At 71.7% G+C, this 24,867-nt stretch carries 19 protein-coding genes; 10 read left to right on the forward strand and 9 right to left on the reverse strand.

Annotation, left to right across the window (positions count from 1 at the left end):
- Positions 1-18 precede the first annotated feature (18 nt).
- Positions 19-1,428, reverse strand: a complete 1,410-nt coding sequence (locus tag ACZ63I_RS08535; RefSeq protein ID WP_469336655.1) for a DUF6421 family protein — start codon at positions 1,426-1,428, stop codon at positions 19-21.
- A gap of 237 nt (positions 1,429-1,665) precedes the next feature.
- On the opposite strand from ACZ63I_RS08535, the gene ACZ63I_RS08540 reads away from it, so the two are divergent.
- The gene (locus tag ACZ63I_RS08540) at positions 1,666-2,349 is read left to right on the forward strand and encodes a glycerophosphodiester phosphodiesterase (protein WP_469336657.1); all 684 of its coding nucleotides are present in this window, start codon (positions 1,666-1,668) and stop codon (positions 2,347-2,349) included.
- Between the two features lie 37 nt (positions 2,350-2,386).
- Here ACZ63I_RS08540 and ACZ63I_RS08545 read toward each other — a convergent pair whose 3' ends face one another.
- From ACZ63I_RS08545 to ACZ63I_RS08565, 5 genes are all read right to left on the reverse strand, one after another.
- Positions 2,387-2,935 carry a GNAT family N-acetyltransferase gene (locus ACZ63I_RS08545; RefSeq protein WP_469336659.1) on the reverse strand — a complete coding sequence of 183 codons (549 nt, stop codon included), beginning with the start codon at positions 2,933-2,935 and terminating at the stop codon, positions 2,387-2,389.
- 160 nt (positions 2,936-3,095) lie between these two features.
- Positions 3,096-3,959: an NAD-dependent epimerase/dehydratase family protein gene (locus ACZ63I_RS08550; RefSeq protein ID WP_469336660.1), complete on the reverse strand. Its 864-nt coding sequence runs from the start codon at positions 3,957-3,959 to the stop codon at positions 3,096-3,098.
- Positions 3,959-4,837 (reverse strand): carbohydrate ABC transporter permease, encoded by an 879-nt coding sequence (locus ACZ63I_RS08555; protein ID WP_469336662.1) that lies wholly within the window; start codon positions 4,835-4,837, stop codon positions 3,959-3,961. Before ACZ63I_RS08555 ends, ACZ63I_RS08550 begins: the two co-directional genes overlap by 1 nt.
- The gene (locus ACZ63I_RS08560) at positions 4,834-5,808 is read right to left on the reverse strand and encodes a carbohydrate ABC transporter permease (RefSeq protein ID WP_469336664.1); all 975 of its coding nucleotides are present in this window, start codon (positions 5,806-5,808) and stop codon (positions 4,834-4,836) included. Before ACZ63I_RS08560 ends, ACZ63I_RS08555 begins: the two co-directional genes overlap by 4 nt.
- Positions 5,805-7,193, reverse strand: a complete 1,389-nt coding sequence (locus ACZ63I_RS08565; RefSeq protein ID WP_469336666.1) for an ABC transporter substrate-binding protein — start codon at positions 7,191-7,193, stop codon at positions 5,805-5,807. Before ACZ63I_RS08565 ends, ACZ63I_RS08560 begins: the two co-directional genes overlap by 4 nt.
- Positions 7,194-7,350: 157 nt before the next feature.
- Here ACZ63I_RS08565 and ACZ63I_RS08570 point away from each other — a divergent pair, with 157 nt between their 5' ends.
- The 6 genes from ACZ63I_RS08570 (at position 7,351) to ACZ63I_RS08595 (ending at position 16,895) form a co-directional block, all read left to right on the forward strand.
- Positions 7,351-8,136 (forward strand): IclR family transcriptional regulator, encoded by a 786-nt coding sequence (locus tag ACZ63I_RS08570; protein ID WP_469336668.1) that lies wholly within the window; start codon positions 7,351-7,353, stop codon positions 8,134-8,136.
- A gap of 104 nt (positions 8,137-8,240) precedes the next feature.
- Entirely contained in the window at positions 8,241-9,527 is a 1,287-nt protein-coding gene (locus ACZ63I_RS08575; protein WP_469336670.1) for an enolase C-terminal domain-like protein, read from the forward strand.
- Positions 9,524-10,183, forward strand: coding sequence for a ThuA domain-containing protein (locus ACZ63I_RS08580; protein ID WP_469336672.1), 660 nt, complete (start codon positions 9,524-9,526; stop codon positions 10,181-10,183). Before ACZ63I_RS08575 ends, ACZ63I_RS08580 begins: the two co-directional genes overlap by 4 nt.
- Positions 10,168-11,247: a Gfo/Idh/MocA family protein gene (locus ACZ63I_RS08585; protein ID WP_469336674.1), complete on the forward strand. Its 1,080-nt coding sequence runs from the start codon at positions 10,168-10,170 to the stop codon at positions 11,245-11,247. Before ACZ63I_RS08580 ends, ACZ63I_RS08585 begins: the two co-directional genes overlap by 16 nt.
- A 280-nt stretch (positions 11,248-11,527) precedes the next feature.
- Entirely contained in the window at positions 11,528-14,638 is a 3,111-nt protein-coding gene (locus ACZ63I_RS08590) for an alpha-mannosidase (RefSeq protein ID WP_469336676.1), read from the forward strand.
- The gene (locus ACZ63I_RS08595) at positions 14,631-16,895 is read left to right on the forward strand and encodes an ROK family protein (RefSeq protein ID WP_469336678.1); all 2,265 of its coding nucleotides are present in this window, start codon (positions 14,631-14,633) and stop codon (positions 16,893-16,895) included. The genes ACZ63I_RS08590 and ACZ63I_RS08595 overlap by 8 nt, the downstream gene beginning before the upstream one ends.
- A gap of 35 nt (positions 16,896-16,930) precedes the next feature.
- On the opposite strand, the gene ACZ63I_RS08600 is transcribed toward ACZ63I_RS08595, so the two are convergent.
- Entirely contained in the window at positions 16,931-18,205 is a 1,275-nt protein-coding gene (locus ACZ63I_RS08600) for a glycoside hydrolase family 99 protein (RefSeq protein ID WP_469336680.1), read from the reverse strand.
- 356 nt (positions 18,206-18,561) lie between these two features.
- On the opposite strand from ACZ63I_RS08600, the gene ACZ63I_RS08605 reads away from it, so the two are divergent.
- The 3 genes from ACZ63I_RS08605 (at position 18,562) to ACZ63I_RS08615 (ending at position 21,094) form a co-directional block, all read left to right on the forward strand.
- Positions 18,562-19,200: a DUF5134 domain-containing protein gene (locus ACZ63I_RS08605; RefSeq protein ID WP_469336682.1), complete on the forward strand. Its 639-nt coding sequence runs from the start codon at positions 18,562-18,564 to the stop codon at positions 19,198-19,200.
- A gap of 114 nt (positions 19,201-19,314) precedes the next feature.
- The gene (locus tag ACZ63I_RS08610; RefSeq protein ID WP_469336684.1) at positions 19,315-20,250 is read left to right on the forward strand and encodes a M56 family metallopeptidase; all 936 of its coding nucleotides are present in this window, start codon (positions 19,315-19,317) and stop codon (positions 20,248-20,250) included.
- Between the two features lie 238 nt (positions 20,251-20,488).
- A complete protein-coding gene (locus ACZ63I_RS08615) occupies positions 20,489-21,094 on the forward strand; it encodes a response regulator transcription factor (RefSeq protein WP_469336686.1) in 606 nt (201 codons plus the stop codon).
- A gap of 54 nt (positions 21,095-21,148) precedes the next feature.
- Here the strand turns inward: ACZ63I_RS08615 and ACZ63I_RS08620 are convergent, their stop codons facing one another.
- Together ACZ63I_RS08620 and ACZ63I_RS08625 are read right to left on the reverse strand one after the other, a co-directional pair.
- Complete coding sequence (locus ACZ63I_RS08620) at positions 21,149-23,044, reverse strand: ATP-binding cassette domain-containing protein (protein WP_469336688.1); 1,896 nt, start codon at positions 23,042-23,044, stop codon at positions 21,149-21,151.
- The gene (locus ACZ63I_RS08625) at positions 23,041-24,822 is read right to left on the reverse strand and encodes an ABC transporter ATP-binding protein (protein WP_469336690.1); all 1,782 of its coding nucleotides are present in this window, start codon (positions 24,820-24,822) and stop codon (positions 23,041-23,043) included. The genes ACZ63I_RS08620 and ACZ63I_RS08625 overlap by 4 nt, the downstream gene beginning before the upstream one ends.
- Between the last annotated feature and the right edge of the window lie 45 nt (positions 24,823-24,867).

Below are 24,867 nucleotides of genomic sequence, written 5' to 3' on the forward strand. Positions count from 1 at the left end.
GCCCGTCCGTGCCAGGGCTCACGCGGCTGCCCGCTCGACGCCCTGTCCGGCGCCGGTGGCCGTGATGCCCTTGGTCGAGGCGATCACATTCTTCAGCTTCTTGGCGAGCGCCTCGTAGAACATGCTGAGCGGAAACTCGTCGGGAAGCACGTCGTCGACGAGCTTGCGGGGCAACTGGGAGAGGTCCAGCGCGTCGGGGCCCTTGGCCCAGCGGGAACCCGGGTGCGGCGAGAGGTACGTCGAGACGAGGTCGTAAGCGGCGAACCAGTGGACCAGCTTGGGGCGGTCGATGCCGGCCCGGTACAGCTCCTCGATCTCGCCGCAGAGCTGGTTGGTGACCTTCGGGACCTCGGCCCAGTCGATCCGCAGGCTGTTGTCCGTCCAGCGCACCACGTCGTGCTTGTGGAGGTAGGCGAAGAGGAGCTGGCCGCCGAGACCGTCGTAGTTGCGGTTGCGCGCGCCGGTGACGGGGAAGCGGAACAGCCGGTCGAAGAGCATCGCGATCTGCACGTCGTGGCCCTGCGGCACGCCGTCAGCCTCCAGCCTCACGGCCTCGCGGAACGCGGTGAGGTCGCAGCGCAGCTCTTCCAGGCCGTACATCCAGAACGGCTGGCGCTGCTTGATCATGAAGGGGTCGAACGGCAGGTCGCCGTGGCTGTGCGTGCGGTCGTGGATCATGTCCCAGAGCACGAAGGCCTGCTGGCAGCGGTCCTGGTCGCGGAGCATGTCGCGGACGTCGTCGGGCAGGTCGACATGGAGCAGGTCGACGGCCGCCTCGGTGACGCGGCGGAAGCGGGCGGCCTCGCGGTCGCAGAAGATACCGCCCCAACTGAACCGCTCGGGGGCCTCGCGCACGGCGATGGTCTCGGGGAAGAACACCGCAGAGTTCGTGTCGTACCCCGGGGTGAAGTCCTCGAAGGTGATGCCGCAGAACAGCGGGTTGTCGTAGCGGGTGCGCTCCAGCTCGGCCAGCCAGTCGGGCCAGACCATCCGCAGCACGACCGCTTCGAGGTTGCGGTCCGGGTTGCCGTTCTGCGTGTACATGGGGAAGACGGCGAGATGCTGGAGCCCGTCGGCCCGGTGCGCGGCCGGCTGGAAGGCGAGCAGCGAGTCGAGGAAGTCCGGTACGTCGAAGGCGCTGTCGGCCCAGCGGCGCAGGTCGGCGACGAGCGCCGCGTGGTAGTCCGCGTCGTGCGGCAGGAGCGGCGAAAGCTGCTCGACGGCCGAGATGGCCCGGTCCAGTGTCGCCTCCACCGCGATGCGGGCGGGTGCGCCCTCGGCGTCGAAGTCGATGGAGCCGTCCTTGGACTGCCAGGGCCTGATCTCTTCGACGGCGTTCTTGAGCGCGGGCCAGGCCGGGTGATCGATCACCCGCATGTCGCTGGATATTCCGTTCTGCGCGGCCTTCGGCTCAAGAATTTTCGTCATGTCACATCCTCCACGGGAGAAACTTGCGTTGTCGCCGTTAAGAGAGCGTATAGGCGTCTCTTCCGTCCCTACAAGTCGGGCAGGGTAAATTCTCCTGTCAAACCTGGGTCACGGCCGTCGTTTTTCCTGTCGAGCGCCGTCGGCACAGACATCCCGATTACCGACCGTTAGGCTTCCGCAGTGCCGCGTAGGCACCGGTGCCGCGCGGGAGCCGCCGTCGAAGGAAGCGAGACGATCTTGACTTTCCTCACCATCGGTCATCGTGGAGTGATGGGCGTCGAACCCGAGAACACCCTGCGCTCGTTCGTGCGCGCCCAGGAAGCGGGGATGGATGCCGTCGAGCTCGATCTGCATCTGAGCAAGGACGGCGCGCTCGTCGTGATGCACGACGCGCAAGTGGACCGTACGACCGACGGGTCGGGCGCGATCGCCGACCGGACACTCGCGGAGCTGCGGGAGCTCGACGCGGGCAAGGGCGAGCGGGTGCCGGTCTTCGAGGAGGTCCTGGACGCGGTGCGCTCGCCGCTGCAGGCCGAGATCAAGGATGTGGCGGCGGCGCGCGCGCTGGCCGAGGTGCTGCACCGGCGCGGGCTGGCGGGGCGGGTGGAGGTGTCCTCGTTCCACGACGAGGCGGTGGCCGAGATCGCCTCGCTGGTGCCGGGGGTGCGTACGGTGCTGATCGCCAGCCGCTGGGAGGCCGACGTGGTGGACAGGGCCACGGCGGTGGGCGCCGGCTCGCTGGCCCTGAACATCCGCAGGCTCACGCTGGAGGTCGTGGAGCGGGCGCACGCGGAGGGGCTGCGGGTCATCGGCTGGGTGGTGAACACCCAGGACCAGTTGCGGCTGGCCAGGGCGTTCGAGCTGGACGCCGTGACCACCGACTTCCCGGAGATCAGGCGGACCGGCCGGTTCACCGCCTGAGCGCGGGCCAGGACCGGGGAGCGGCCCGCGCGCGAACTCAGACGAGCGGCTTGACCAGCAGCTCGAACTTCAGGTCGGGGAGCCGCGGTACGCCGTAGCGCTCGTCGCCGTACGGGAAGGGCGTCAGCTTTCCCGTACGGCGGTAGCCGCGCCGCTCGTACCAGGCGATCAGTTCCTCGCGCGGGGTGAGGACCGTCATCTGCATCTCCCGCACCCCCCAGGTCTCGCAGGCGATCCGCTCGGCGTCGGCGATGATCCGCCGGCCGAGCCCGTCGCCCTGCAGTCCGGGCCGCACCGCGAACATCCCGAAGTAGGCGGCGGGAGCGCGGTGTTCGAGCTGGCAGCAGGCGATCAGCCCGCCGTCGCGCTCCACGGCGAGCATGCGGCTGTCCGGGGCCTCGATGACGTCGAGCACGCCCTGCGGGTCGGTCCGCTGCCCGTCGATGAGGTCGGCCTCCGTGGTCCAGCCGGTGCGGCTGGTGTCACCGCGGTAGGCGGACTCGACGAGGGCGACGATCGCGTCGGTGTCGGCCGCGGTGGCGTCCCGGTAGGTCAGTTCGCCCGCACGGCGCGAAGCGGTGTCCATCGTGCGCGTTCTCCGTATCTCGCTCGGCTGAAACGCCCGCAGCCTAACGCGGGCGTTCCCACCATGGCCTCCGGGTCGCGCGCACCGTACCCGAAGCGAGACGTGTCGTCACCGTGCGGAGTAGCCCGGACGCACAGGGTGACATGTCCTGGATATCCGCTCAGGGCTCCTCGGTGGGGGGCGGTGTGCCGGTGCGCCAACTGTGCCGGGGCACGAAACCGAGGAGCCTGGTGCTCGCGCCGATGTCGAACAGCCCGCCGTGCCCGGCCAGTTCGGCGAAGGCCGGCACTCCGGGGTGGTACCGCGCCATGAGCGTCGCCGTCGGCAGGTCGGACGCGGTGTCCGGGGCGACGACGTTGACGACGTGGCAGCCGCCGATCTCCGCCTCCAGGGCGCGGCGGATCGCCTCGGCCGCGTCCCTGGTGTCCAGCCAGCCCCACAACTCGGCGCGGTTGGAGCCGGGATCGGCGCGTACGTGGTCGAGCTGGATCCGCAGCCGGTCGCCGGCGCCGACGAACGGGAAGCGCATGCAGACGATGCCGGTGCCGTAGCGGCGGTGAGTGGCGCGGGCCGTCTCCTCCAGGACCACCTTGGAGAGCCCGTAGGGGTCCTGGACCAGGATCGGGTGCTCCTCGTCCAGCGGCACGTACCGCGGCGACTGCGGTTCGGGCGACCAGGCGAGACCGACGGCGGAGAGGCTGGAGGCCGCCACCACGCGGCCGACCCCGGCGCGCCCCGCCTCGTCCAGCACCCGGTGCGCGGTGAGGCAGTTGGTCGCGAACAGGGCGCTGGGATCTGGGCCGTTGGGGTGCGGGATGGCCCCCAGATGGACGACGGCCTCGGCGCCGTCCATCGCCTTGCGCACCAGCTCGGGGTCCTGGAGGTCGCCGGTGTGCACCCGCTCGGCGCGCGGTTCGTCGACCGGTACGAGATCGGTGGCGACGACCTCGTGGCCGTGCGCCAGCAGATCGTCCAGCACGTAGCGCCCGATATGGCCGGCGGCGCCGGTGACCAGCACCCGCATCAGCCCTTCACCGCCCCGACGAGACCGTTCACGAAATACCTCTGGAGACTCAGGAAGAGCACGATCACCGGGATCACCACGATCAGCGCGCCCGCCATCAGGTTGTTGTAGTGTGGCACGCTTTCCGACGACAGCGTCTGCAGCCCGAGCGGCAGTGTGAAGGTGGACGGGTCGTTCAGCGAGACCCGGGTGAGCAGGTACTCGTTCCAGGTCGGGATCGCGGTCAGCAGGGCCACGGTGATCAACGCGGGCCGTGCCAGCGGCAGATAGACCCCGGTGAAGATCCGCAGCTCGCTCGCGCCGTCGACCCGTGCCGAGTCGCGCAGCTCGCCCGGCACGGCGAGGAACGCCCCGGTCATCAGCAGGATGGACAGCGGGGCGCCGCCGTTGACGAACGGCAGTACGAGCCCGAAGTGCGTGCCGAGGATGCCCAGTTTGTTCTCCAGCATCACGATCGGCAGCATCACCGTGACCCCGGGCACGAACAGCAGCGAGACGAACAGCTTCTGCAGCGCGCCCCTGCCGGGGAAGCGCAGCACGGCGAACGCGTAGCCGGCCGCCGAGTACACCACCACCGTCAGCACGACGGTGTAGAGGGTGACCAGCAGGCTGTTCATGAAGAAGTCGAAGAAGTGCAGCTTGTTCCAGGTGTCGACCAGGGTGTCGAACGTCGGGTTCTGCGGGATGAGATGACCGCCGCGCACCACCTCGACCTGGTCCTTGAAGGCCGCCGAGACCATCCACAGGAACGGGTACACACTGACGAGTCCGTAGAGGCCGAGCAGCACGCCCACCACCGCACGGGCGGTGAGCCGGTGCCTGCGGGCCTTCGCGTCGTCCGGTGTGCCGGGGCGTGCCTTGACCGATATCGATGTCATGTCTTGCTCCGCAGCGCTCGCAGATTGATCAGGGCGAGGATCAGCGCGACGGCGAAGAGGATCCAGCCGAGCGCGCTGGAGAGCCCCAGCGTGGGCGAGAGGTTCTTGAGGAACGCGAGGCGGTACGCCTCAAGGCCCAGCACGTTGGTGTGGTCGCCCGGGCCGCCGTTGGTCATGACCAGGAAGGTCTGGAAGCCTTGCAGCGACTCCCGCAGGTTGAGCAGGACGACGATGGCGGTGATCGGCCGCAGCAGCGGCCACACCACGGACGCGTTGGTGCGCCACCAGCCGGCGCCGTCGAGCTGGGCCGCCTCCAGCACGCTGCGGTCGATGCCCTGAAGGCCCGTCAGATACAGCAGCATCGACACGGGCACCGAACTCCACACCGTCACCACGATGATGGTGGGCAGGGCGGTGTGCGGATTGCCGAGCCAGCCCTGCGGCTGGGCGAGCGAGCCGAGTCCGAGCCCGTCGAGCAGTGTGTTGATCGCGCCGTCCGGCTGGAGGATGTACTGCCAGGCGAAGAAGACGGCGATGCCGGTGGTCACGTACGGCACGAAGTACACCGAACGCAGCACGGACTGCATCCGCTTGGCCTGGTTGAGCAGGACGGCGAGCGGAAAGGACACCGCGACGGTCAGGGTGGGTACGGCGATCATGACCCAGAGGGTGTTGAGCGCCGCGTGCCGCACCCGGGGCGCGTAGATCGGGTCGCGCCACAGCAGGTCGGCGTAGTTGTCGAGGCCGACCCAGGTCCAGTCGGGGGTGAATCCGTTCCAGGTCGCGAAGCTGAGGGCGAAGCCGTACCCCACGGTGTAGACGCCCATGACGAGGAACAGAACCACCGCGGGGGCGACGAACAGATACCCGGACAGCGCTTCGTACCGGCGCGCGCGGCGGCGCGGCGAGGTGTTGCCCGCGCCGCCGCCGCCCGCCGTGTCCGGCACGGTACTGCGGACGGCCGTCGTCACCGCAGGGCCGCCCAGTAGGAGTCGATGAGCTTGCTGAGCTTCTGGCCCGTCACCTCGACGGACTGCTGCTTCAGCGGGGTGAGGTCGGCGAGGATGGCGCCCGCGTCGTCCTGCTCGTAGCCCGAGGGGCGGAAGTCCACGTCGGGGCTGGGGTTGTAGGTGTTCTCCGGGGTGCCCTTGAAGCTGGCGACCAGGGCGCTGAGGGTCGGGCCGAGCAACGCCTCGGAGTCGGCGCCGAGTTCGGTCGCGGGCAGGTCGGCGGAGTCCTTGGCGAACTGGGCGGCGACCTTCTCGCCGGACAGGAACTCCATCCACTTCTTGGCGTTCTCCGGCTGCTTGCTGGTGCCGGAGACGCTGAGCCCCGTCAGCGCCTGCGGGCCGAGGGCGCGCTGGGGCACGGCGCCGTCCTTGGGCGCGGGCAGTCCGAACGCGATGACGTCCTCGGGGTTCATGCCGTTCTGCTTGAGGAAGGCGAGGGTGAAGGTGCCGCCCACGTCGAACGCCGACTTGCCCTGGGCGAAGGCCTGGTCGCCCTCGTCGATGGTGAGGGTCTGGGTGCCCGGCATCCAGTACGGCGTCAACTGGTCGTAGAGGCCGAGGACCTTGGTGCCGTTGGGCGAGGCGAAGTCGGTGCTCTTGTCCTGCTTGAACAGCGCCTCGTAGGGCTGCTGTCCGAGCTGGGCGAAGGCGAGCGGCTGGAGGATCCAGGTCAGCCCGGTCGCCTGGACCTTGAGGCCGAGCGAGATGCCGCCCTTCTTCGGGTCCTTGGCCGTGGTCTTCTTCAGCATGTCGAGCCACTCCTCCCAACTGGCGGGAGGCTTGGTGAATCCGGCGTCGGCCAGCATCTTCTTGTTGGCGAAGACGATGCCGAAGGTGCCGGCGGTGAACGGCACGCTGTAGCGGGCGCCGTTCTTGATCCCGTGGTCCTTGGCGGACGCGGGCTGCGCGGCCTTGAACCGGGCGTCGGTCACCAGGCCCGAGTTCTGCACCGCGTCCTGCATCCGGCCGGCCCAGGCGCCCTTGAAGTCGTCCTTGATGTCGCTGACGACCCCTGCCGCGCCGAACACCCGGTCCTCACCGTCGGAGTGGACTTCGAGCACGTCCGGCAGGTCCCCGGTCTTGGCGGCGCTCTGCACCTTGGTGGTGTAGGCGTCGTCGGGGGTGTACGCGTCGATCTTGACCGTGATGCCGGTCTGCTTCTTGAACTGGGCGGCGGCGGTCCGCAGCGCCGCCACGTGCGACTGCTTGAAGGTCCACATCTCCAGCGACTTCGCGTCGCTGCCGGAGCCTCCTGAACCGCCGCAGGCGGAGAGGGTGGTGAGTGAGAGTGCCGTAACCGCGGCGACCGCCGCGAACCTGGCATTCCGCGTGAAAGGTATGCGCATGGCCCCTACCTAGGAATCAAGCGTTCAGAAGACCGAATGACGTTGGAGTCACTGAACTTATGGTCGTAGTGATATAGCGTCAAGACGCACGTCGAGAATCGTGCTGACCGGTCGCCGAGGGGCGCCCGGTACGAGAAGCGGAGGTTCCGTGGAATCGGTGGCAGCAGCAGCGCGTGGGCGGAGGCCGGAAGAGGTCAAGTCCGCCGCCCGGGTACTTGAGGTGCTCGAACTGCTCGGGGAGAACGGCGCCCGGCTCTCGCTCGCCGAGATGGCGTCGGCGATGGCCGTGCCGAAGAGCAGCCTGCACGCGATCCTCCGCACCATGGAGGCCAGGCGCTGGGTGGACCTGGACGGCACCGGCACCCGCTACAGCCTGGGCCTCAAGGCCCTGCTGACGGGGACCGCGTATCTGGAGGGCGACGACGTGACGAGCCTCGCGGGTCCGGTGCTCGACGCGCTCGCCGAGGAGACCGGCGAGTCGGTCCATCTGGGCAGGCTCGACGGCACGGACGTCGTCTACCTGGCCAAACGCGAGTCGCGGCACGCGCTGCGGATGTACTCGGCGGTGGGCAGACGGCTGCCGGCGCACGCCACGGCGCTGGGCAAGGCGATGCTCTCCCAGTACGAGGCGGCCGAGGTGCGGATGCGGCTCAACTGGCCGCTGGAGCGGCTCACCCCCGACACCGTCACCGATCCGGACGAACTGCTCGCGCAGCTCGCCGACGCCCGGCTGCGCGGCTGGGCGTCCGACGACGGGGAGAACTCCGTCGACATCCGGTGCGTGGCCGTCGCACTCGGTACCGGACACGGCGGCGGCGACGCGATCAGTTGCTCCGTGCCCAAGGTCCGGATGGACGACGCGCGCGCCGAGGAGATCGCCGGCGCCGTCACCGAGGCGGCGCACTCGCTGCGCACCCTGCTCAAACGCCTCGGTCAGCACTGAAGACCCGGCGACCCTTATTTGGTAGAGTCGTTGACAAATTGATCTCGCCCTCCGTACGTTCGGATAGCAGTACAACATCCTGCTATCTGTACGCTGGAGTTCGCATGGCTCAGCCTGATGCCCGCTCCGACGTTCTCGCCCCAGCCCCCTGGGTCGAGGAACGCGGCGCCACAATCCGCATCACGGCCGTACGCACGTTCCTGACAGCCCCGCACGGCTGTCCCCATCTCATCGTCCGCGTCGAGACCAACGAACCCGGGCTCTACGGTCTGGGGTGTGCGAGCGATCCGCAGCGCACCCTCGCCGTCCGCTCGGTCCTCGACGACTATCTCGCTCCGATGCTGGTCGGGCGCGATCCCGACGACATCGAGGACATCCACCGGCTGATGCTCAACAGCGCCTACTGGCGCGGCGGTTCACTGACCGGCAACGCGCTCGGCGGGGTCGACGTCGCCCTGTGGGACCTCAAGGCGAAGCGCCTCGGCGCTCCCCTCTACTCACTCTTCGGCGGCCGGGTCAGAAGCCGCGCCGACGCCTACACCCATGTCGACGGCGCCGAAGCGGCCGAAATCGCCGACAAGGTCACGGCGGCGCGGGAGCTGGGCTACCGCCATGTGCGCGTCCAGGCGGCGGTCCCCGGCTCCGACACGTACGGCACGAAAGCGGCGAACGGCGCCGACCCCCGGGCGGCGCGGCAGCGCTCCGTGCCCTGGGACTCCGCCGCCTATCTGCGCACGGTGCCGCGGATCCTGACCGAGGTACGCGCCCTCGTCGGCGACGAGGTGGAGCTGCTGCACGACGTCCACGAACGGCTCGACCCGCGCCAGGCGCGCGACTTCCTGCGCCGGGTCGAGGACGCGGGGCTGTACTTCGTGGAGGATCTGCTCGCCCCCGAGGACGCGGCCCACTTCGCCGGACTGCGCGCGGGCTCACCCGTACCGCTGGCCGTCGGTGAACTCTTCAGCGACATCGGCCAGTTCCTGCCGCTGCTCGAAGGACCCGCCATCGACTTCGCGCGGATCCGGGTACCGACCCTGGGCGGCCTGACCCCGGCCCGCAAGCTCGCCGTCCTGTGCGAGCTGCGCGGCGTCCGGCTGGCGCCGCACGGCCCAGCCGATGTCAGCCCCGTCGCGCAGGCCGCCACGATCGCCATGGACATCAGCAGCCACGCCTTCGGCGTCCAGGAGGCGGCCGTGTTCAAGCCGCCGGTGCACGAGGTGTTCCCCGGCACCGTCACCGCCGTCGGCGGGAGCCTCGCACCACCCGAAACACCCGGCCACGGCGTCGACTTCGACGAGGCCGCGGCCCGCCGCTACCCCGTGCCCGAGCCGCTGGAGCACGACCGCTGGGCCATGCTGCGCAACACCGATGGGAGCGTGCAACGACCGTGACGACCGAGACCCGACGGGCACTCGTCGTCCGTGGCGGCTGGGCGGGACACTCGCCCGTCGAGACCACGGACCTCTTCCTGCCCTTCCTGCACGACAGCGGCTACGCCGTGGAGGTCGCCGACACCCTCGACGTCTACACCGAAGCGGCGCTGCTCGCCGCGACCGATCTGGTCGTCCAGTGCTGGACCATGGGCGAGATCAGCAAGGAGCAGGTCGCCGGACTCACCGCTGCCGTCCGGGCCGGCACCGGATTCGCCGGCTGGCACGGCGGGATCGTGGACGCCTTCCGCGGCAGTGTCGACTACACGCTGCTCACCGGCGGCCAGTTCCTGATGCATCCGCCCGGCTACTCGGACCACCGGGTCACCCTCGTCAAGGACCGCGCGGACCATCCGGTGACCGCAGGGCTCACCGACTTCGACGTGCACACCGAGAAGTACTGGCTGGCCACCGACCCGGCCATCGACGTACTGGCGACGGTGGAGTTCGAGGCAGGCGAGGGCCGCGAGCGGCCGGTCACCATGCCCGCCGTGTGGACCAGGACCTCGGGCGCCGGGCGGGTCTTCGTCTCCGCCGTCGGACACAAACCGGACGACTTCGACGTGCCCGAGGTGCGGGCACTCACCGAGAGGGGACTGCTGTGGGCGAGCCGTTGAGGATCGGGATGGTCGGCGCCGGGAAGATCAGCGGCGCCTATCTGGACACCCTGGAACGCCTGGAGAACGTGGCGCTGACCGCCGTCACCGATCTGAACGCCGACCGGGCCAAGGCCGTCGCCGACCGGGTGCCGGGGGTGGTGGTCGTCGACTCGGTCGCCGACCTCGTCGTACGGGACGACGTGGACGCCGTGCTCAACCTGACCATCCCCGCCGTGCACGCGGAGGTCGCGCGGGCGGCCCTCGCCGCCGGCAAGCATGTGTACGGCGAGAAGCCGCTCACCGCCGACCTGGCCGAGGCCGACGAACTGCTCGCCACCGCAGGGGCGGCCGGGCTGCGGATCGGCTGCGCACCCGACACCGTCCTCGGCACGGGCGTGCAGACCGCGCGCAAGGCGGTCGACGACGGACTGATCGGCACGCCGGTCGCGGCGATGGCGTTCATGACCACACCGGGCCACGAAGCGTGGCATCCGGACCCGGAGTTCTACTACCGGCCGGGCGGCGGGCCGCTGCTCGACATGGGCCCGTACTACGTCTCGGCCCTCGTCCAACTGCTGGGCCCCGTCGTCAAGGTCACCGGCGCCTCCTCCCGGCCGCGCGCCGAACGGCAGATCGGCAGCGGTCCACGGGCCGGCGAGCGGTTCGCCGTGGAGATCGACACCCATGTCACCGGGGTGCTCCACCACGCCGGCGGCCAACTCAGCACGCTGGTCATGAGTTTCGACATCGCCAAGGCCCGGCTGCCGCGTATCGAGGTGCACGGCACGGACGCGTCCCTCTCGGTGCCCGACCCCAACAACTTCGACGGCGCCGTCGAGTTGTTCAGGACCGGTGGCGACTGGGAGACGCTGCCCGTCTCGGCCGGCTACGCGGGAGGGGGCCGCGGCACCGGGCTCGCCGACCTGGCGGACGCGCTCGCCGAGGGGCGGCCGCACCGGGCGTCGGGCGAGGTGGCCCGCCATGTCCTCGATGTGATGCTGACGCTGCTCGACTCGGCGAAGGAAGGCAGGACGCTCGACATCGGGAGTACCTGCGCCCGGCCTGAGCCGGTCACCTTGTAGCGGTATCTCTGCTGGGGACGGCGGGGAGGCGGCGGCCTTCCCGCCGTTTCCTTGTCCGCTGCTTTGTCCGCTCCTATGTCCGCTCCTTTGTCCGCTCCTTTGTCCGCCAAATGCCAAGTAAATTAATGCACAGAAGCCTCACACTTCGGAATTTAAGTCGCCTGACAATTCATTGACCTGGCCCGTTCCACCTGGCAGAAGAAGGGTGCAGGTGAAGACGTTGACTTGATAACACTCTTGGTTTTACATGGCGGTCACAGGCTGGACAGGAGGGCCGCCCATGCATGACCGCAGTAAGCAGGGAGAAGCGCGGACCGCGCATTTCCTCGCGGACCGTTTGCGTCCCGCGCTGTACACCGGGCGGCTCCCGATGGATGTCACCGCCTGGCACATCCCCGGCGAGCCGGTTCCTGTCGGGGTCGCGCTGCGCGCCGAGTACCGCCCGTTCGTGGTCGGCGACGCCTGGGGCGGCCCGTGGTCCACGAGCTGGTTCCGGCTCGGCTGCGAGATACCGGCGCGCTGGGCGGGCCGCCGGGTCGAGGCGGTCATCGACCTCGGTGACGGCGCCGAAGGGCTCGTCCATGACGAGCACGGCACGCCGCTGCAAGGGCTGCACGCCGCCAACAGGGCGGTGACGCTGTCCACTTCGGCGAGCGGCGGCGAGCGGGTGCGGCTGCTGGTCGAGGCCGCGGCCAATCCCCCGATCGACGCGGACTCCGGCGCGGGCAGCCACTACGGCGACCCGCTCACCGTCGGCGACGAGCCCCTGTACCGGCTGGTCCGCGCCGATCTCGCGGTGCGCGACGAGGACATCTGGCAGCTCATCCACGACATCGACGTGCTCGACGGGCTGATGCGGGCGCTGCCCGAGCGCACCCCGCGCAGGCACGAGATCCTGCGCGCCCTGGAACACGCCGTCGATGTCGTGGACCCGCGGGACATCGCCGGTACGGCCGCGCGCGCCCGCGCGGTGCTCGCCCCGGTACTGGCCCGCCGCGCCCACGAGTCGGCGCACACCGTCACCGCCGTGGGCCACGCGCGTCCCGACTCGGCGCGGCTGTGGCCGCTGCGGGAGACCGTACGCGAGAGCGCCCGCACCTTCAGCACCATGGCCACCCTCGCCGAGGAGTATCCGGAGCTGGCGTTCGCCGCTTCGTCGGCGCAGCAGTACGCCTGGATGAAGGACCACCATCCGCATGTCTTCGAGCGGGTGCGCAAGGCCGTCGCCGACGGCAACTGGTCGCCGGCCGGCGGGATGTGGGTGGAGCCGGACGCCACTCTGCCCGGCGGCGAGGCGCTGGCCCGGCAGTTCGTGTACGGGCGGCGCTTCCACCGGGAGGAGCTGGGGGTGGAGACGGACGGGGTCTGGCTGCCCGACTCCCCCGGAATGACCGCCGCCTTCCCGCAGTTGGCGCTGCTCGCCGGGGCTCGCTGGTTCCTCGGGCACCAGCTCGCCGCGGACGACACCAACGCCATGCCGCATCACACCTTCTGGTGGGAGGGGATCGACGGCAGCCGGATCTTCAGCCACTTCCCGCCGGCCGACGCGCACAGCTCCGCGCTGACCGGCGGTGAACTGGCGGACGCCGTGGACGCGTTCGCCGACAAGGGCGGTGCCACCCGCTCGCTGCTGCCGTTCGGCACGGCGGGCGGCGGCGGCCCGACCAGGGAGATGCTGGAGCGGGCCCGCAGGCTCGCGGATCTCGAAGGCTCACCGCGGGTCGAGATCCAGCACCCCGCGCACTTCTTCCGCGCGGCGACCGAGGAGTACGGGGACGCGCCGGTGTGGCGCGGGGAGTTGTATCTGGAGGGCCGCCACGGCGGCTACACGAGTCAGGCGCGCTCGAAGCGGGGCAACCGCAGGGCCGAATCGCTGCTCCGCGAGGCGGAGTTGTGGTCGGCCACGGCAGCCGTACGGTGCGGTGTGCCGTATCCGTACGAAGAACTCGAAACGCTGTGGAAGCGGGTGCTGCTCCACCAGTGCCACGACATCCTGCCGGGCGGCTCGATCGCCTGGGTGCACCAGGAGGCCGAGCAGGCGTACCGCGACATCCACCGCCGGCTCGACCGGTTGGTCCGGCGCGCCGTCGGGACACCCGGTACCGGTTCGGGCGGTGACACGGCCGTCTTCAACGCGGGCCCGCTGGCCCGCAGTGAGGTGGTCGTGCTCGAAGCGGGCCTGCCCGCCGACGGCGGCCAGCGGCTCTCCGACGGCCGGACGGCGGCCCTGGCCGAGGCACCGGCCCTGGGTGCGGGAAAGCTCGGCGGCCCGGCGGCCGGGACCGCCCCGGTGACCGTGCGGACCACCGAGGACGGCGGGCATCTGCTGGACAACGGGCTGGTGCGGATCCTGATCGACGGGGACGGGCTGGTGCGTTCGGCGGTCGACCTCGGCACGGGGCGGGACGCCGTGGCACCGGGCGGCGCGGGCAATCTGCTGCAACTGCGCCACGACGACCCGCCGTACGGCAGCGCCTGGAACCTCGAATCCGGGCACCGCGCCACACCTCGCGATCTCGGCCCGGCGACCGGTGTCGACGTCACGGAGAGCGGGCCGCTGCTGGTGACCGTACGGGTGCGGCGCACCACGGGCCGCTCGGCCGTCACGCAGGAGCTGTCCCTGACGGCGGGCGGCAGGTCGCTCGCCGTCACCACCGACGTCGACTGGCGCGAGCGCGACACCCTGCTCAAGATGGCCTGGCCGCTGGACGTGCACGCCGAACGCAGCACGGGCGAGGTCCAGTTCGGCCAGGTGGAGCGGGCCACCCACGAGAACACCAGGTGGGAGGCGGCCCGTTACGAGCTGTGGGCGCACCGCTGGATCCATGTCGGCGAGCACAACTGGGGAGTCGCCCTGGCCTGCGACGCCACGTACGGCTACGACGTGTCGCGGCACACCCGCGAGGACGGCGGGACCACCACGACCGTACGGCTGTCGCTGCTGCGCGCCGCGCACAGCCCGGACCCGCACGCCGACCGGGGGCCGCAGCGCTTCCGGCACACCCTGCGGCCGGGGGCCGGGGTGGGCGACGCCATCGCCGAGGGGTACGCGCTGAATCTGCCGCTGCGCCCCGCGCCGGGACCGGCTGCCGCCGCGGAGCCGCTGGTCGCCGTGGGCCATCCGGATGTCGTCGTGGAGGCGGTGAAGCTCGCCGACGACCGCTCGGGGGACGTGGTCGTACGGCTCTACGAGTCGCGCGGCGGCCGGGTCGCCACCACGCTCACCGCCGGGTTCCCCATCAGCGGTGTGTGCGAGACGGATCTGCTGGAGGAGACACTGGCCGTCCGGCCGCATGATCGCGGCGAAGTCCCGCTCACCCTGCGGCCGTTCCAGATTCTCACCCTGCGTCTTGTACGCGCCGCCGAGTCGTCGGGAGACAGCGATGATTGACGACCGCCCCGGCGAAGGCGCGGTCGGTCTGCTCCTCCCGGACGACCGTTCCCTGCTGCGCCGTTGGGCCGCCGACGGCGGCCCGCTCGCCGTCCGGGCGAACGTCGTGCTGCTCGCGGCCGACGGCCTGCGCGACGCCGAGATCTCCCGGCGGCTCGGCGTCTCCCGGCAGACGGTGGGCAATTGGCGCCAGCGCTGGACGAGCGCGGGCATCGGCGGCCTCGAACACCGGCCGCGCACCGGCCGACCGGCGACGGTCGACGAGGCCGAGGTCGTCACCCGTACGCTGCTCGCGCCCGGCGGCTCGGGCGCTTCCCGGGCCGTGGCACGGGAGTTGGGCCTCTCGCACGCCACGGTCGCCGGGATCAGACGGCGCTGGCGGCTCAACCCGGACGAGTCGCCGGCCCCTTCCGTACCGACCAGACCGCCGCTGCCCGGCGGTGACGTGTGGGTGATGGGCCTGTACGTCGACCGGCGCCGCGCCGTACTGCTGGCGGGCACCAGGGACCGTACGCACCCGCCGGCCGCCGCGGGGACGGTGATCGGCGCCGATGTGCTCGCCGGGCTCGACAAGGCCCTGGACCTGGCGCTGACCGCGGCCCCCGCACGCGCCGCAAACGGAACCGGACCCGCCGAATCCACCGCTGCCCCGTACGACGCAGGCGCGCTGGCCGGCTATCTGGCGGAGGCGGGCCGCTGCCATCCGGATCTCGACCTGCACGCGATCACCCTGTGGGACGCTCCCGGGCTGCCGCTGCTGCCCGAAGCGCCGGCCGGGCCCGTGACCTGCCATCAGATCCCGGCCCGCGCCACTTGGCGCAGCTTCCTGCGGGCGATGATCGCCCTCGACTCGACCAGCCATCCCGAGTCCTCGCGCCGGGTCTACCTCGATCTGTCGGCCGAGCTGGAGCGGTACGTCGCCGCGCGGGCCGAGGGCGGCGGCGAGGCGGTGCGCTGGCTGCGGGAGACCGTGGCCGGACACCTCGGCACCGGCCGCGCGAGGGACGGTGCGGCGCGCGGCCACACGTGGAGCGGTGTCAACCAGATCGATCTCGGCTCGTTCAACGAGTGTGTGGTCATCGAGACGGTACGGCTGTCCGGCACGATCACCCGGGGCGAGATCGCGCACCGCACCGGGCTGACCCAGCAGTCGGTGTCGAGGATCGCCCGCTCGCTGCTGGACCGGGGCATCCTGATCGAGGACGCGCAGCGGCGCGCCACGTCCGGCAAACCCCGTACGCCGGTGCGGCTTTCGGGGACCGCGGCGCACGCGCTGGGGATCCATATCGACCCCGAGCTGCTGACGGCCGTCGTCATCGACCTGGACGGGGCGATCGTCTGCACCCGCACCCGGCCGGTCACCGCCGACATCAACCCGGCGGAGTTCGTCGACCGGGTCGCCGCGCTGGGCAGGGAGGCGCTGGAGGAGGCGCGCGGCGCCGTGCGCGCCGACGGCTTCCTCGGCATCGGGGTCGCCGTGCCGGGCCCTGTCGACATCGCCTCGGGCACGGTGCTGGGGCCGCCGCTGATGTCGGCGTGGGGCGATCTGCCGCTGCTGTATCTGCTCAAGGACCACTTCCCCTGCCCGGTCATCATGGAGAAGGACTGCATCGCGGCGGCGGCGGGCGAGCGCTGGATCGGCCGGGACCGCAGGGCGCGCGACTTCGCGTATCTGTATCTCGGTACGGGAGTCGGCACCGGGCTCTATCTCAACGGCGACATCTACCGGGGCATCAGCGCCAACGCCGGTGAGTTCGGCCAGTTGTGCGCCATCGCGATGGGGCGGGTGGGTGAGGACGGCAGGCCGGAGATGATGCCCGAGTGCAACCCGCCGGTCTCCGTGCCCGACTTCGCCGTACGGCGCGGTATGCGTCCCGCGCCGTCGGCAGCCGGGAGCACGGCGGCCTATCTGGCGGTGGGCGAGGCGGCGGCCGCCGGGGATCCGGCGGCGGCGGGCGCGGTGCGCGAGGTGGCCAGGGCGGTGGGGCGCGGCGCGCTGGGGATGATCGATCTGCTGGACATCGATCTGATCGTGCTGGGCGGCCCGTTCTTCACCGCGGACGTCGCCGATTTCTATCTGGACGAGATCGGCCGCACCGTCAACGAGTTCCCGACCGCGCGGCGGTTGCGCCGGGTCGAGGTCGAACCGTCGCTGCTCAGCGCGGAGGCGGCGGCGGTGGGCGCGGCCTCCACCATCTTCCACGCCACCTTCACCCCGCGGCTGCGGGGCAGAGGCGGCGCGGGCCGCCGGGACTGACCGTCCCGGCGACCCGACCCATGTGTGATGCAGCGTCAGACGCGTGGCTGCGTCGGGCGGTTGGGGGTCCGGGCGATCTGCCCCTTGAGCATGCGGCCGCCGTCGTTGGTCAGCCGCAGGTAGTAGTCGGACGAGCAGGAGGTGCCGTCCTCGTCCAGGGCGAAGATCCCCGACCCGGCCGGCACGTCGGCAGCCGTCTCGGCGGTCTTGGCGATCTGGTTGCCCTCGTTGAACTCGTCGAACATCGAGATGTAGAAGCCCTGCGCCCCGACGCCCGTGAGGTTGTAGAACTGGCGCCACATCAACTCGCCGTGGGCGCGGGCCCTGCCCTGCAGATCGCCGGGGATGACGCACGGCTGGTAGTCGATGCCGTGCGCGTTGCAGTCCGCCTGGTCCGGGCCGTTGAGGTCGCGGGCGAACTGGTCCGCCTGGCTGACGTTGCTGATCCGGCCCACCATCCAGGGCGAGATCATGTTGAACGCGTGGTAGACGTCGGAGAAGCCGGGGCGTGAGTCGTCCGTGCCGGTGCGCCAGTGGGTCGGCACCCCGCCGATCACGTAACAGCCCTGGTTCTTGAACCAGTTGACGACGTCCAGGCACGGCGCGGGCTCGAAGGGCCGCCCGGGGTCGCTGAAGCCGAAGCCCCAGATGCACACCACCGGCTTGCCGTTCTGCTTCGCGTACGCGCTCGACGCCGTGTACGCCTTCATCTTCGACGTCCAGTCGTCCTTGATCTGCGACTGCATCGACGTCCAGCCGGAGACGTCGTACATGATGTAGAACTTGCGGCCGTGCGCCTCAGCGGCCTGGCGCACCTTCTGCGCCATGCCGTCGCGGGTCGGCCCCTCGGCGCCGAAGGGGTTGAACCGCTGGAGGGCCGCGGTGTCGCAGCCGTTCTCCTGCATCCAGCGGAAGTGCGTGTCCACCGTCTGCTGGTCCCACGACGAGAACAGCGTGGCGGGCTGACCGCTGTTCAGGTTCGGGTACGCGGTGCGATATGTCTTGCTGTACTCCTTCATATCGGGCCACGACACGAGTGTCGTATTGCTGGGGGACGGCGGCTGGCCACCGTTGGCGCTGTAGTGCCACCAACTGTTGATGGGGGCGCCGTCGCCGATACAGGCGAACCAGCCCTGATAGCCGACGGTGATTTTGCCGACCACGTCGCCGACGGGACTGGCGGCGGGCCCGAAGGCACTCTTGCGTCTCGGTGCGGACGCGGCTCCGGCCTGCTGAGCGGCGCCGAGGCCACCGATCGCGGCCGTGGCGGCCAGCGCCGATGCGATGGCCGAACGTCGTGACATACTCACGGAGGATTTCCTCCCACTAGATATCTGCCAGAAATGCGTAAAGTCCTCGGGAGTGGGGGGATTTACAGGCGGCGGCAGCCCGCCCGGCCCCCAAGGGCACGCATTTGCAAGGTAGTCGGCCGCACACTCCGCCACAAGGCCGTGCGCGTACCGCATTCGGCCAAGAATCCCGGAGCTGTGTCAGCCCAATTTCTTTACGCTTTCCGTTTCCGGTGGAATGCGAATTGCGCTCTGCGGGTCCTGGCCGGGGCGCGCGTCCGCCCCGCCGCGCTCCCCCAGTGACCCCTTGCGCTCGTATGTGCCAGGACCGCGCTGGGCATCACCTTCCCGACACCACCGATCGGGGGAGGTACGGGGTGCATGGACCGGCGACGGTCGGCTGGCTGCTCGTGGCGCTCTGCGCGGCGGCCGGGGGCTACTGCCTGCTCCGGCTGCGCGGCGGGGGCGGTGGGCGGCGCGGCACGGCGGGCGGCGAGGCGCTGATGGGGTTCGGGATGGCGGCCATGGCGGTGCCGGCCGCCGCGCTTGCGCCGCCCCGGTGGGTCTGGGCGGCCTACGCGCTCGTGTTCGGCGCTGCCGCGCTGTACGCGCTCGTCCGGGCCCGCGCGACGGGACACCATCTGCACCATCTGCTGGGGATGCTCGCCATGGTCTACATGGCGGGGGCGATGGTGGCGGCGCCGGCGGGAGCGCACGGCGGCGGCCACGAGGAGATGGCGGGGATGTCCGGGGCGGGCATGGCCGGGGGCGTCCCGCTGATAACGGGGCTGCTGCTGGTCTACTACGCGGTGTACGTGCTGTGGGCGGGCACCCGGCTGCTGCCGCTCATGGCCGTCGCCGCGCCCGCGGGCGGCGCAGGCGCGGCCGGGACGGGCGGAACCGGGACCGGGACCGGCGGGACCGGCTGGACCGGGTGGGGGGACAGGGCCGAGCTGGCGCTGGCCTGCCGGCTCTCCATGGGGCTCGCCATGCTGGCGATGCTGCTCACGCTGTGACGACGCGGTGACGACGCCGGGGCGGTGCCGGGCTGTGCCCACCTGAGCGTGTCATGCGTCACTTGACGCCCGAGGCCGCCTCGCCCGGCGGTCGCCCCTCATAGGCTGGTGACCATGATGGTCTCCCTGGCGCTGCTGCTGTTCGGTGCGCTCGCCGCCGCCGTCGCGCCGAAGCTGCTGGCGCGGGCCGAGTGGCCGGAGCGTGAGCCCGTCGTCGCGCTGTGGGTGTGGCAGTGCGTGGTCGCCGCCGTACTGCTGAGCTGCGTGCTCTCCATGATCTTCAGCGCCGCCGCCGCCTGGGAGGCGGTACGCGGCCATGTCTTCGCGACCGCGCCCGCCGGGGTCGTGCAGGCGTACTCCCTCGGCGGCCATCCGCAGGGCTCCGCCGTCCTCGCCGTGCTGCTGGCGAGCGGTGGGGTGTGGACCGCCGCCATGCTCACCAGGGAGATCCACCGCTCACGCAAGCGGCGCAAGCAGCGCCGCAAGGAGCTGCTCGTCCGCTCACCCGTACTGCCGGGCGAGCAGCCGGGCGAGGAGCCGCTGGTCGTGCTGGAGGCCGAGCGCCCGGACGCCTGGTGGCTGGCCGGCGCCGCTCCGCAACTGGTCATCACGACGGCCGCGCTGCGCCGGCTCAAGGGCCGCCAGCTCGACGCCGTACTCGCCCATGAGCAGGGCCACGCGCGTGCCAGGCACGACTGGCTGCGGCACTGCTCGTCGGCGCTGGCGAACGGCTTCCCGCAGGTGCCGGTGTTCGCCGCGTTCCGCGACGAGATGCACCGGCTGGTGGAACTCGCGGCGGACGACATGGCGTCCCGCCGCTTCGGCAGCCGCACGACCGCGCTCGCCCTGGTCGAACTCAACGAGGACCGCGGGGTGTTCGGCCCCGGCACCGCCCCGGACGCCGAACTGCCGCAGCGGGTCAACCGGCTGCTGTCGCCGGTGCCCCGGCTGACGGCGGCCCGCAGACTGCGGCTGACGGCGGCGGCAGCGCTGGTACCGGCCGTCCCGCTACTCGTCGCCTTCGTGCCCGGTCTGCGCGCCCTCGGCTAGCGAGCCCTGAGCCAAGGGGGCCCTGGGCCAGGGGGCGATCGGCCGGTCCATGGCGCGCCATGAGGGCGCATTTCGTGCTTCAGCGATGGGCCCGCACGCCCCCATCGCCTCAACGCATCCCGGGAATAAGACAGTTTGCGTCGGGTAGGGCGTCTCACTGCGATGAACTGGTTACTGCCCGCACATGGCGGAGTACCTGTTTCGCACGTATTGACCCGACAAAGGAACGGACTGGCTCATGACGACGGTTCTGTTGGTACACGCAGTCCCTTTGTGGCGGGCCTCATTGGCGAGCCTGCTCAGCAGCGACCACGTACTGCACGTACGGACCGCGGACAAGGGCGGAGTCCAGGCCGCATCCGAGGAGTCACTCCCGGACATATTCGTCGCCGACCTCGACTGTCCGTACTCGGTGGAGGTCCTCATGGAGGTGGAGTCGGCACGCAAGTCGATGGACTGCGAAGGGGCGTTGGTCGTCCTGGCCCGCCGCGACCGGCCCGGCGGGCTGCGAAGAGCCTTCGCCGCCGGCGCGCGCGGCTACATAGACAAGTACGGTCCGGTCAAGAGCCTGCCCGACGTGATGCGCAAGATCGCCGACGGCGGCCGGCACATCGACGAGTCGCTGGCCTTCGGGCTGCTGCAGGCCGCCGATCTGCCGCTGTCCGCAAGGGAGTTAAGCGTGCTGTCGCTGGCGGCCGAGGGCGAGTCCATAGGCGCTATAGCGAGCGCCCTGCATCTGAGCAGCGGCACGGTACGCAACTACATGGCAGCGGCCATCCGCAAGTGCGGCGCGCGCAACCGGCAGGACGCGATACGCCTGTCGAACCAGTTCGGCTGGCTGTGAGGCGACCCGCCGGGCATGGAGCGCCGCGTACGCGGCGCCGGGCACGGAGCAGCCCTACGGCGCCCGGTCCGGCTCCGGCGCCCACGTGCCGGTCAAGTCCCGGTAGAGGGCCGAGCTTTTGAGCAGTTCGGCCGAGGTGCCCTGCGCCGTCCGGGCCGCGTCCACCACCAGGATCCGGTCGGCGCGCGCCGCCGACGTCAGCCGGTGGGCGATGACCACGAGCGTCCCGGCGCGCGCGGCGAGCGCGGTCTCGGCCCGCGCCTCGGCCGCCGGGTCGAGGTGGCTGGTGGCCTCGTCGAGGATGAGCAGCGGGGCCGCGGCGAGATGGGCCCGGCCCAGCGCGATGAGCTGGCGTTCGCCCTGGGACAGCAGTGCGGGCTCGACCATGGCGTCCGGCCCGCCGAGCCGGTCCAGCAGACCGTGCAGGCCGAGAGCGTCCACCGTCGCGGCGATGTCCTGCGCGGACGCGTCGGTACGGAGGTAGCGCAGGTTGTCCCGCAGCGAAGCGGTGAACACGTAGGCCTGCTGCGGAAGGAGCGTACGCGCGCTCCTGGGGTCCAGGTCGGCCGTGGGACGCCCGTACCAGCGCACCTCTCCCCCGGTCGGCGGGACGACCCCGGCGAGCACCGCTGCGAGCGTCGACTTGCCGCTGCCGCTGGGGCCCACGACCGCGAGGTGTTCGCCGCACCGGACGGTGAGGTCCAGCCCGTCGAGCACGGGGCGGGCGGACGGGCCGTACGCGAAGGTGACCTTCCGCAGCTCGGCCGCAGCGGGACCGGCGGGCGCGGTCCGGCCGCTGCCGACGGTGGCGGGCCGGATCTGCGCGGGGACCGGCGTACGGGCCGGTGCAGGCGTACCGGACGGGGCCGGTGCGGTCGCGGACGGCGGTTCGGCCGGCGGTGGTACGGGGTCGGTGAACCGGTCGAGGACGACCACCAGCCGCCCCCCTGCCGTGCCCAGCATGCTCATCAGGGCGTGTACGGCCGGGGCCAGCGCCTGGGTCAGATAGGTCAGCGCCCCCACCAGCGCGCCGCCGGTGAGTCCTCGGCGCATCAGCCAGGGCGCGGCGCAGAGCAGGACGAGCGGCGGCACCCGGCCGCACACCGCGAGCGCGACGACGCGCACGGCGGCCCACCGGGCGAGCGAACGCGCGGCGGCCGCCTGCCGGTCGGCCAGCTCCCTGCCCGCGCGCGCGACGGGTTCGGCGGCGCCGGCCGCCGCGATGTCGCGCAGCGCTGACGCGGTGTGCCCGGCGTGCGCGGCGAACGCCTCGTCTGCGCCGAGATAGGCGCGTTGTCCGGCCGCCATCGGGACCAGGGTGGCCAGGAACAGTGCCAGGCCGAGTGCCAGCGGCGGCAGCACGACGAGCAGCAACTCGGGTGCCAGGGCGGCCATGCCGACGAGGGCGCCCGCAGCGGTGAAGACGAAGGAGCGCAGGGTCAGTACGAGCCCCGCCCAACTGTCGCGGGCGATCTCGCTCTGGTGGGTGACCTGCGAGACGGACCGGGTGGTGGCGGTGTCGGTCCGCCGGTCGAGTGCGGTGGTCAGGGCTCGGGCGACCGCGCGCCGGACGAGTCCGTCCCTGAACGGCTCGACCAGGTCGGCCAGTCGGGCGAAGATGCCCCGGGTGGCGAGCCAGGTGGGCAGGGTGGCCGCGGCGGCGACCGCCAGCCACAGCAGGCCGGTTGACGAACTCCCGGCCAGAAAGCCCCGGTCGAGGGCGCGGGCCACCCCGTACCCGGTCAGGAAGGTCTGGACGAACTCGACCGACGACCAGGCCCCCAGGCGCAGCAGGACCGAGGTGCGGGCCCGCAGGAACGGCGCCCCTTCCCGTGCGACCCGGCGCAGCGCGCCGGTTGACGACGGTGCGTCGGAGCCGGCTGCCGGCCCTGCCGGCGGGTCCTGGCGCCGGGCCCGGGGTTCGGCGGTCGCGGCGGATTCGCGGGTCATCGCGGGGCCTCTTCTCCGACGGGGGCAGGGTCGCCGGATCCGGGCCCGTCGGCGGGCGTCTCCTCGTCCCCGGCCGGCGGGACGACGAAGACGGCGCGGTAGGCGTGGTCCGCCCACAGGTCTTCGTGCCGGCCCACCGCGCGCACGGCGCCGTTGTCGAGCCACACCACCTGGTCCGCCTCGACGACCGAGGAGAGCCGGTGGGCGACGATCACCCTGGTGCTCGTACCGGCCCGGCGGGCGAGGTCCCGCTGGACCTGCCGTTCGGTGACGGTGTCGAGTCCTGAGGTGGCGTCGTCGAGGACCAGGAGCCGCCCGGTGTGCGCGAACGCGCGCGCGAGGCCGAGGCGTTGGCGCTCGCCGCCGGACAGCGGCGCCTGCGCGAGCGGGGTCAGGTACCCGTACGGCAGCAGTGCGATGAAGCCGTCCGCCGAAGCGGCCCGTGCGGCGGAGCGCACCTCGGACGGCGACGGGTGGACGGCGCCGAAGGCGATGGTGTCCTCGACGGTCGTGCCGAGGAGCGCGGGCCGGGCGAAGGCGTACGTCACGTCGTGGCGCAGCCGTACGGGTTCCACGGCGTCCAGGGGTACGCCGTCCAGGGTGACGGTTCCGGCGTCGGGGTCGGTGAGCCGGCCCGCCACGGCCGCCAGGACGGACTTGCCGGCTCCTGACCGGCCGACGACGGCTGTCGACGTACCGCCGGGGACGGTGAAACTCACGTCCCGCAGCAGGTCGTTGCCGTCGCGGACCACCGTCACGCCGCGCAGCTCCAGCGTTCCGGGACCGCCGGGCGGGAGGGTGAGCGAGCGGTGCGGCATGGCGGGGAGGGCGAGCAGGGGGGCGAGGCGGCGGGCCGCCGCGTGGCTGCGGGCCAGCGCGCCCAGGGTGCCGGTCAGCGAACCGAGGCCGACGGCGAGCATGGCGTAGCGGGAGACGGCGACGAGGTCGCCGACGCTGATCGCGCCGGCCGACAGCCGCAGTCCGGCGACGGCGAGGACCAGGACGGTGAGCAGGGGCAGCAGTACGGCACTGCGGCCGGTGGCGCGGCCGTACACCTCCCAGGTGCGCCGTCCGTACCGGGCGAGCGCGGAGAGGGGTTCGAGGATGCGGGCGTACTCCCGGGCCCCGGTGTGCGCGGCCCGGACGGTCGCAGCGCCGTCGAGCACTTCGGTGAGCCGGGTGGCGACGTCGGCCTGTACGCGCTGGTAGTCGGCGGTGGTGTCGGCCGTGCGCCGGGCGAACGCCACCAGCAGGGCGACGAGGGCGGGGGCGCCGGTGAGCAGGGCGGCGGCCGTCCAGGGGTCGATCAGGAGCAGTCCGGCCAGTCCGCCCACGGGCAGGAGGACGGCGGCGACGGAGCCGGCCAGGGTGACGGGGGCGGAAGCGGCGTCGGCCGCGTTGGCGGACAGCCGGGTGGCGAGGTCGCCGGGGGCGACGGTCTCCCCGTGGCGGGGCTCGGCGCGCACCACCCGGTCGAGGGTCTGCCCGCGCAGCCACGCGGTCAGCCACCCGGTGGCGCCACCGCCCAGCAGGGCGGCGGCGGCGTCGAGCAGGACCTCGGCAGCGGTGAGCGCGGCGCACAGCAGGACGGCCGGCCAGGGGACGGCCCTACCGGTCACGAGGTGGTCGACGGCGGTGCCGAGCGCCGCGGGCAGGGCCACGGCGGCGAGCGCGGCGCCCACGGAGCACACCAGGACACCGGTGAGCGCGGCGGGCCGCCTGCGGGCGAGATCCAGTGCCGTACCGCCGGCGGACGGGGCGTCGGGAGCGCTGGTCACGCCGGAATCCTTCCGTCGGTGCGTCGCGCGTGCACCGCGCGCCGA

Source organism: Streptomyces sp. NPDC087906, assembly GCF_055584925.1.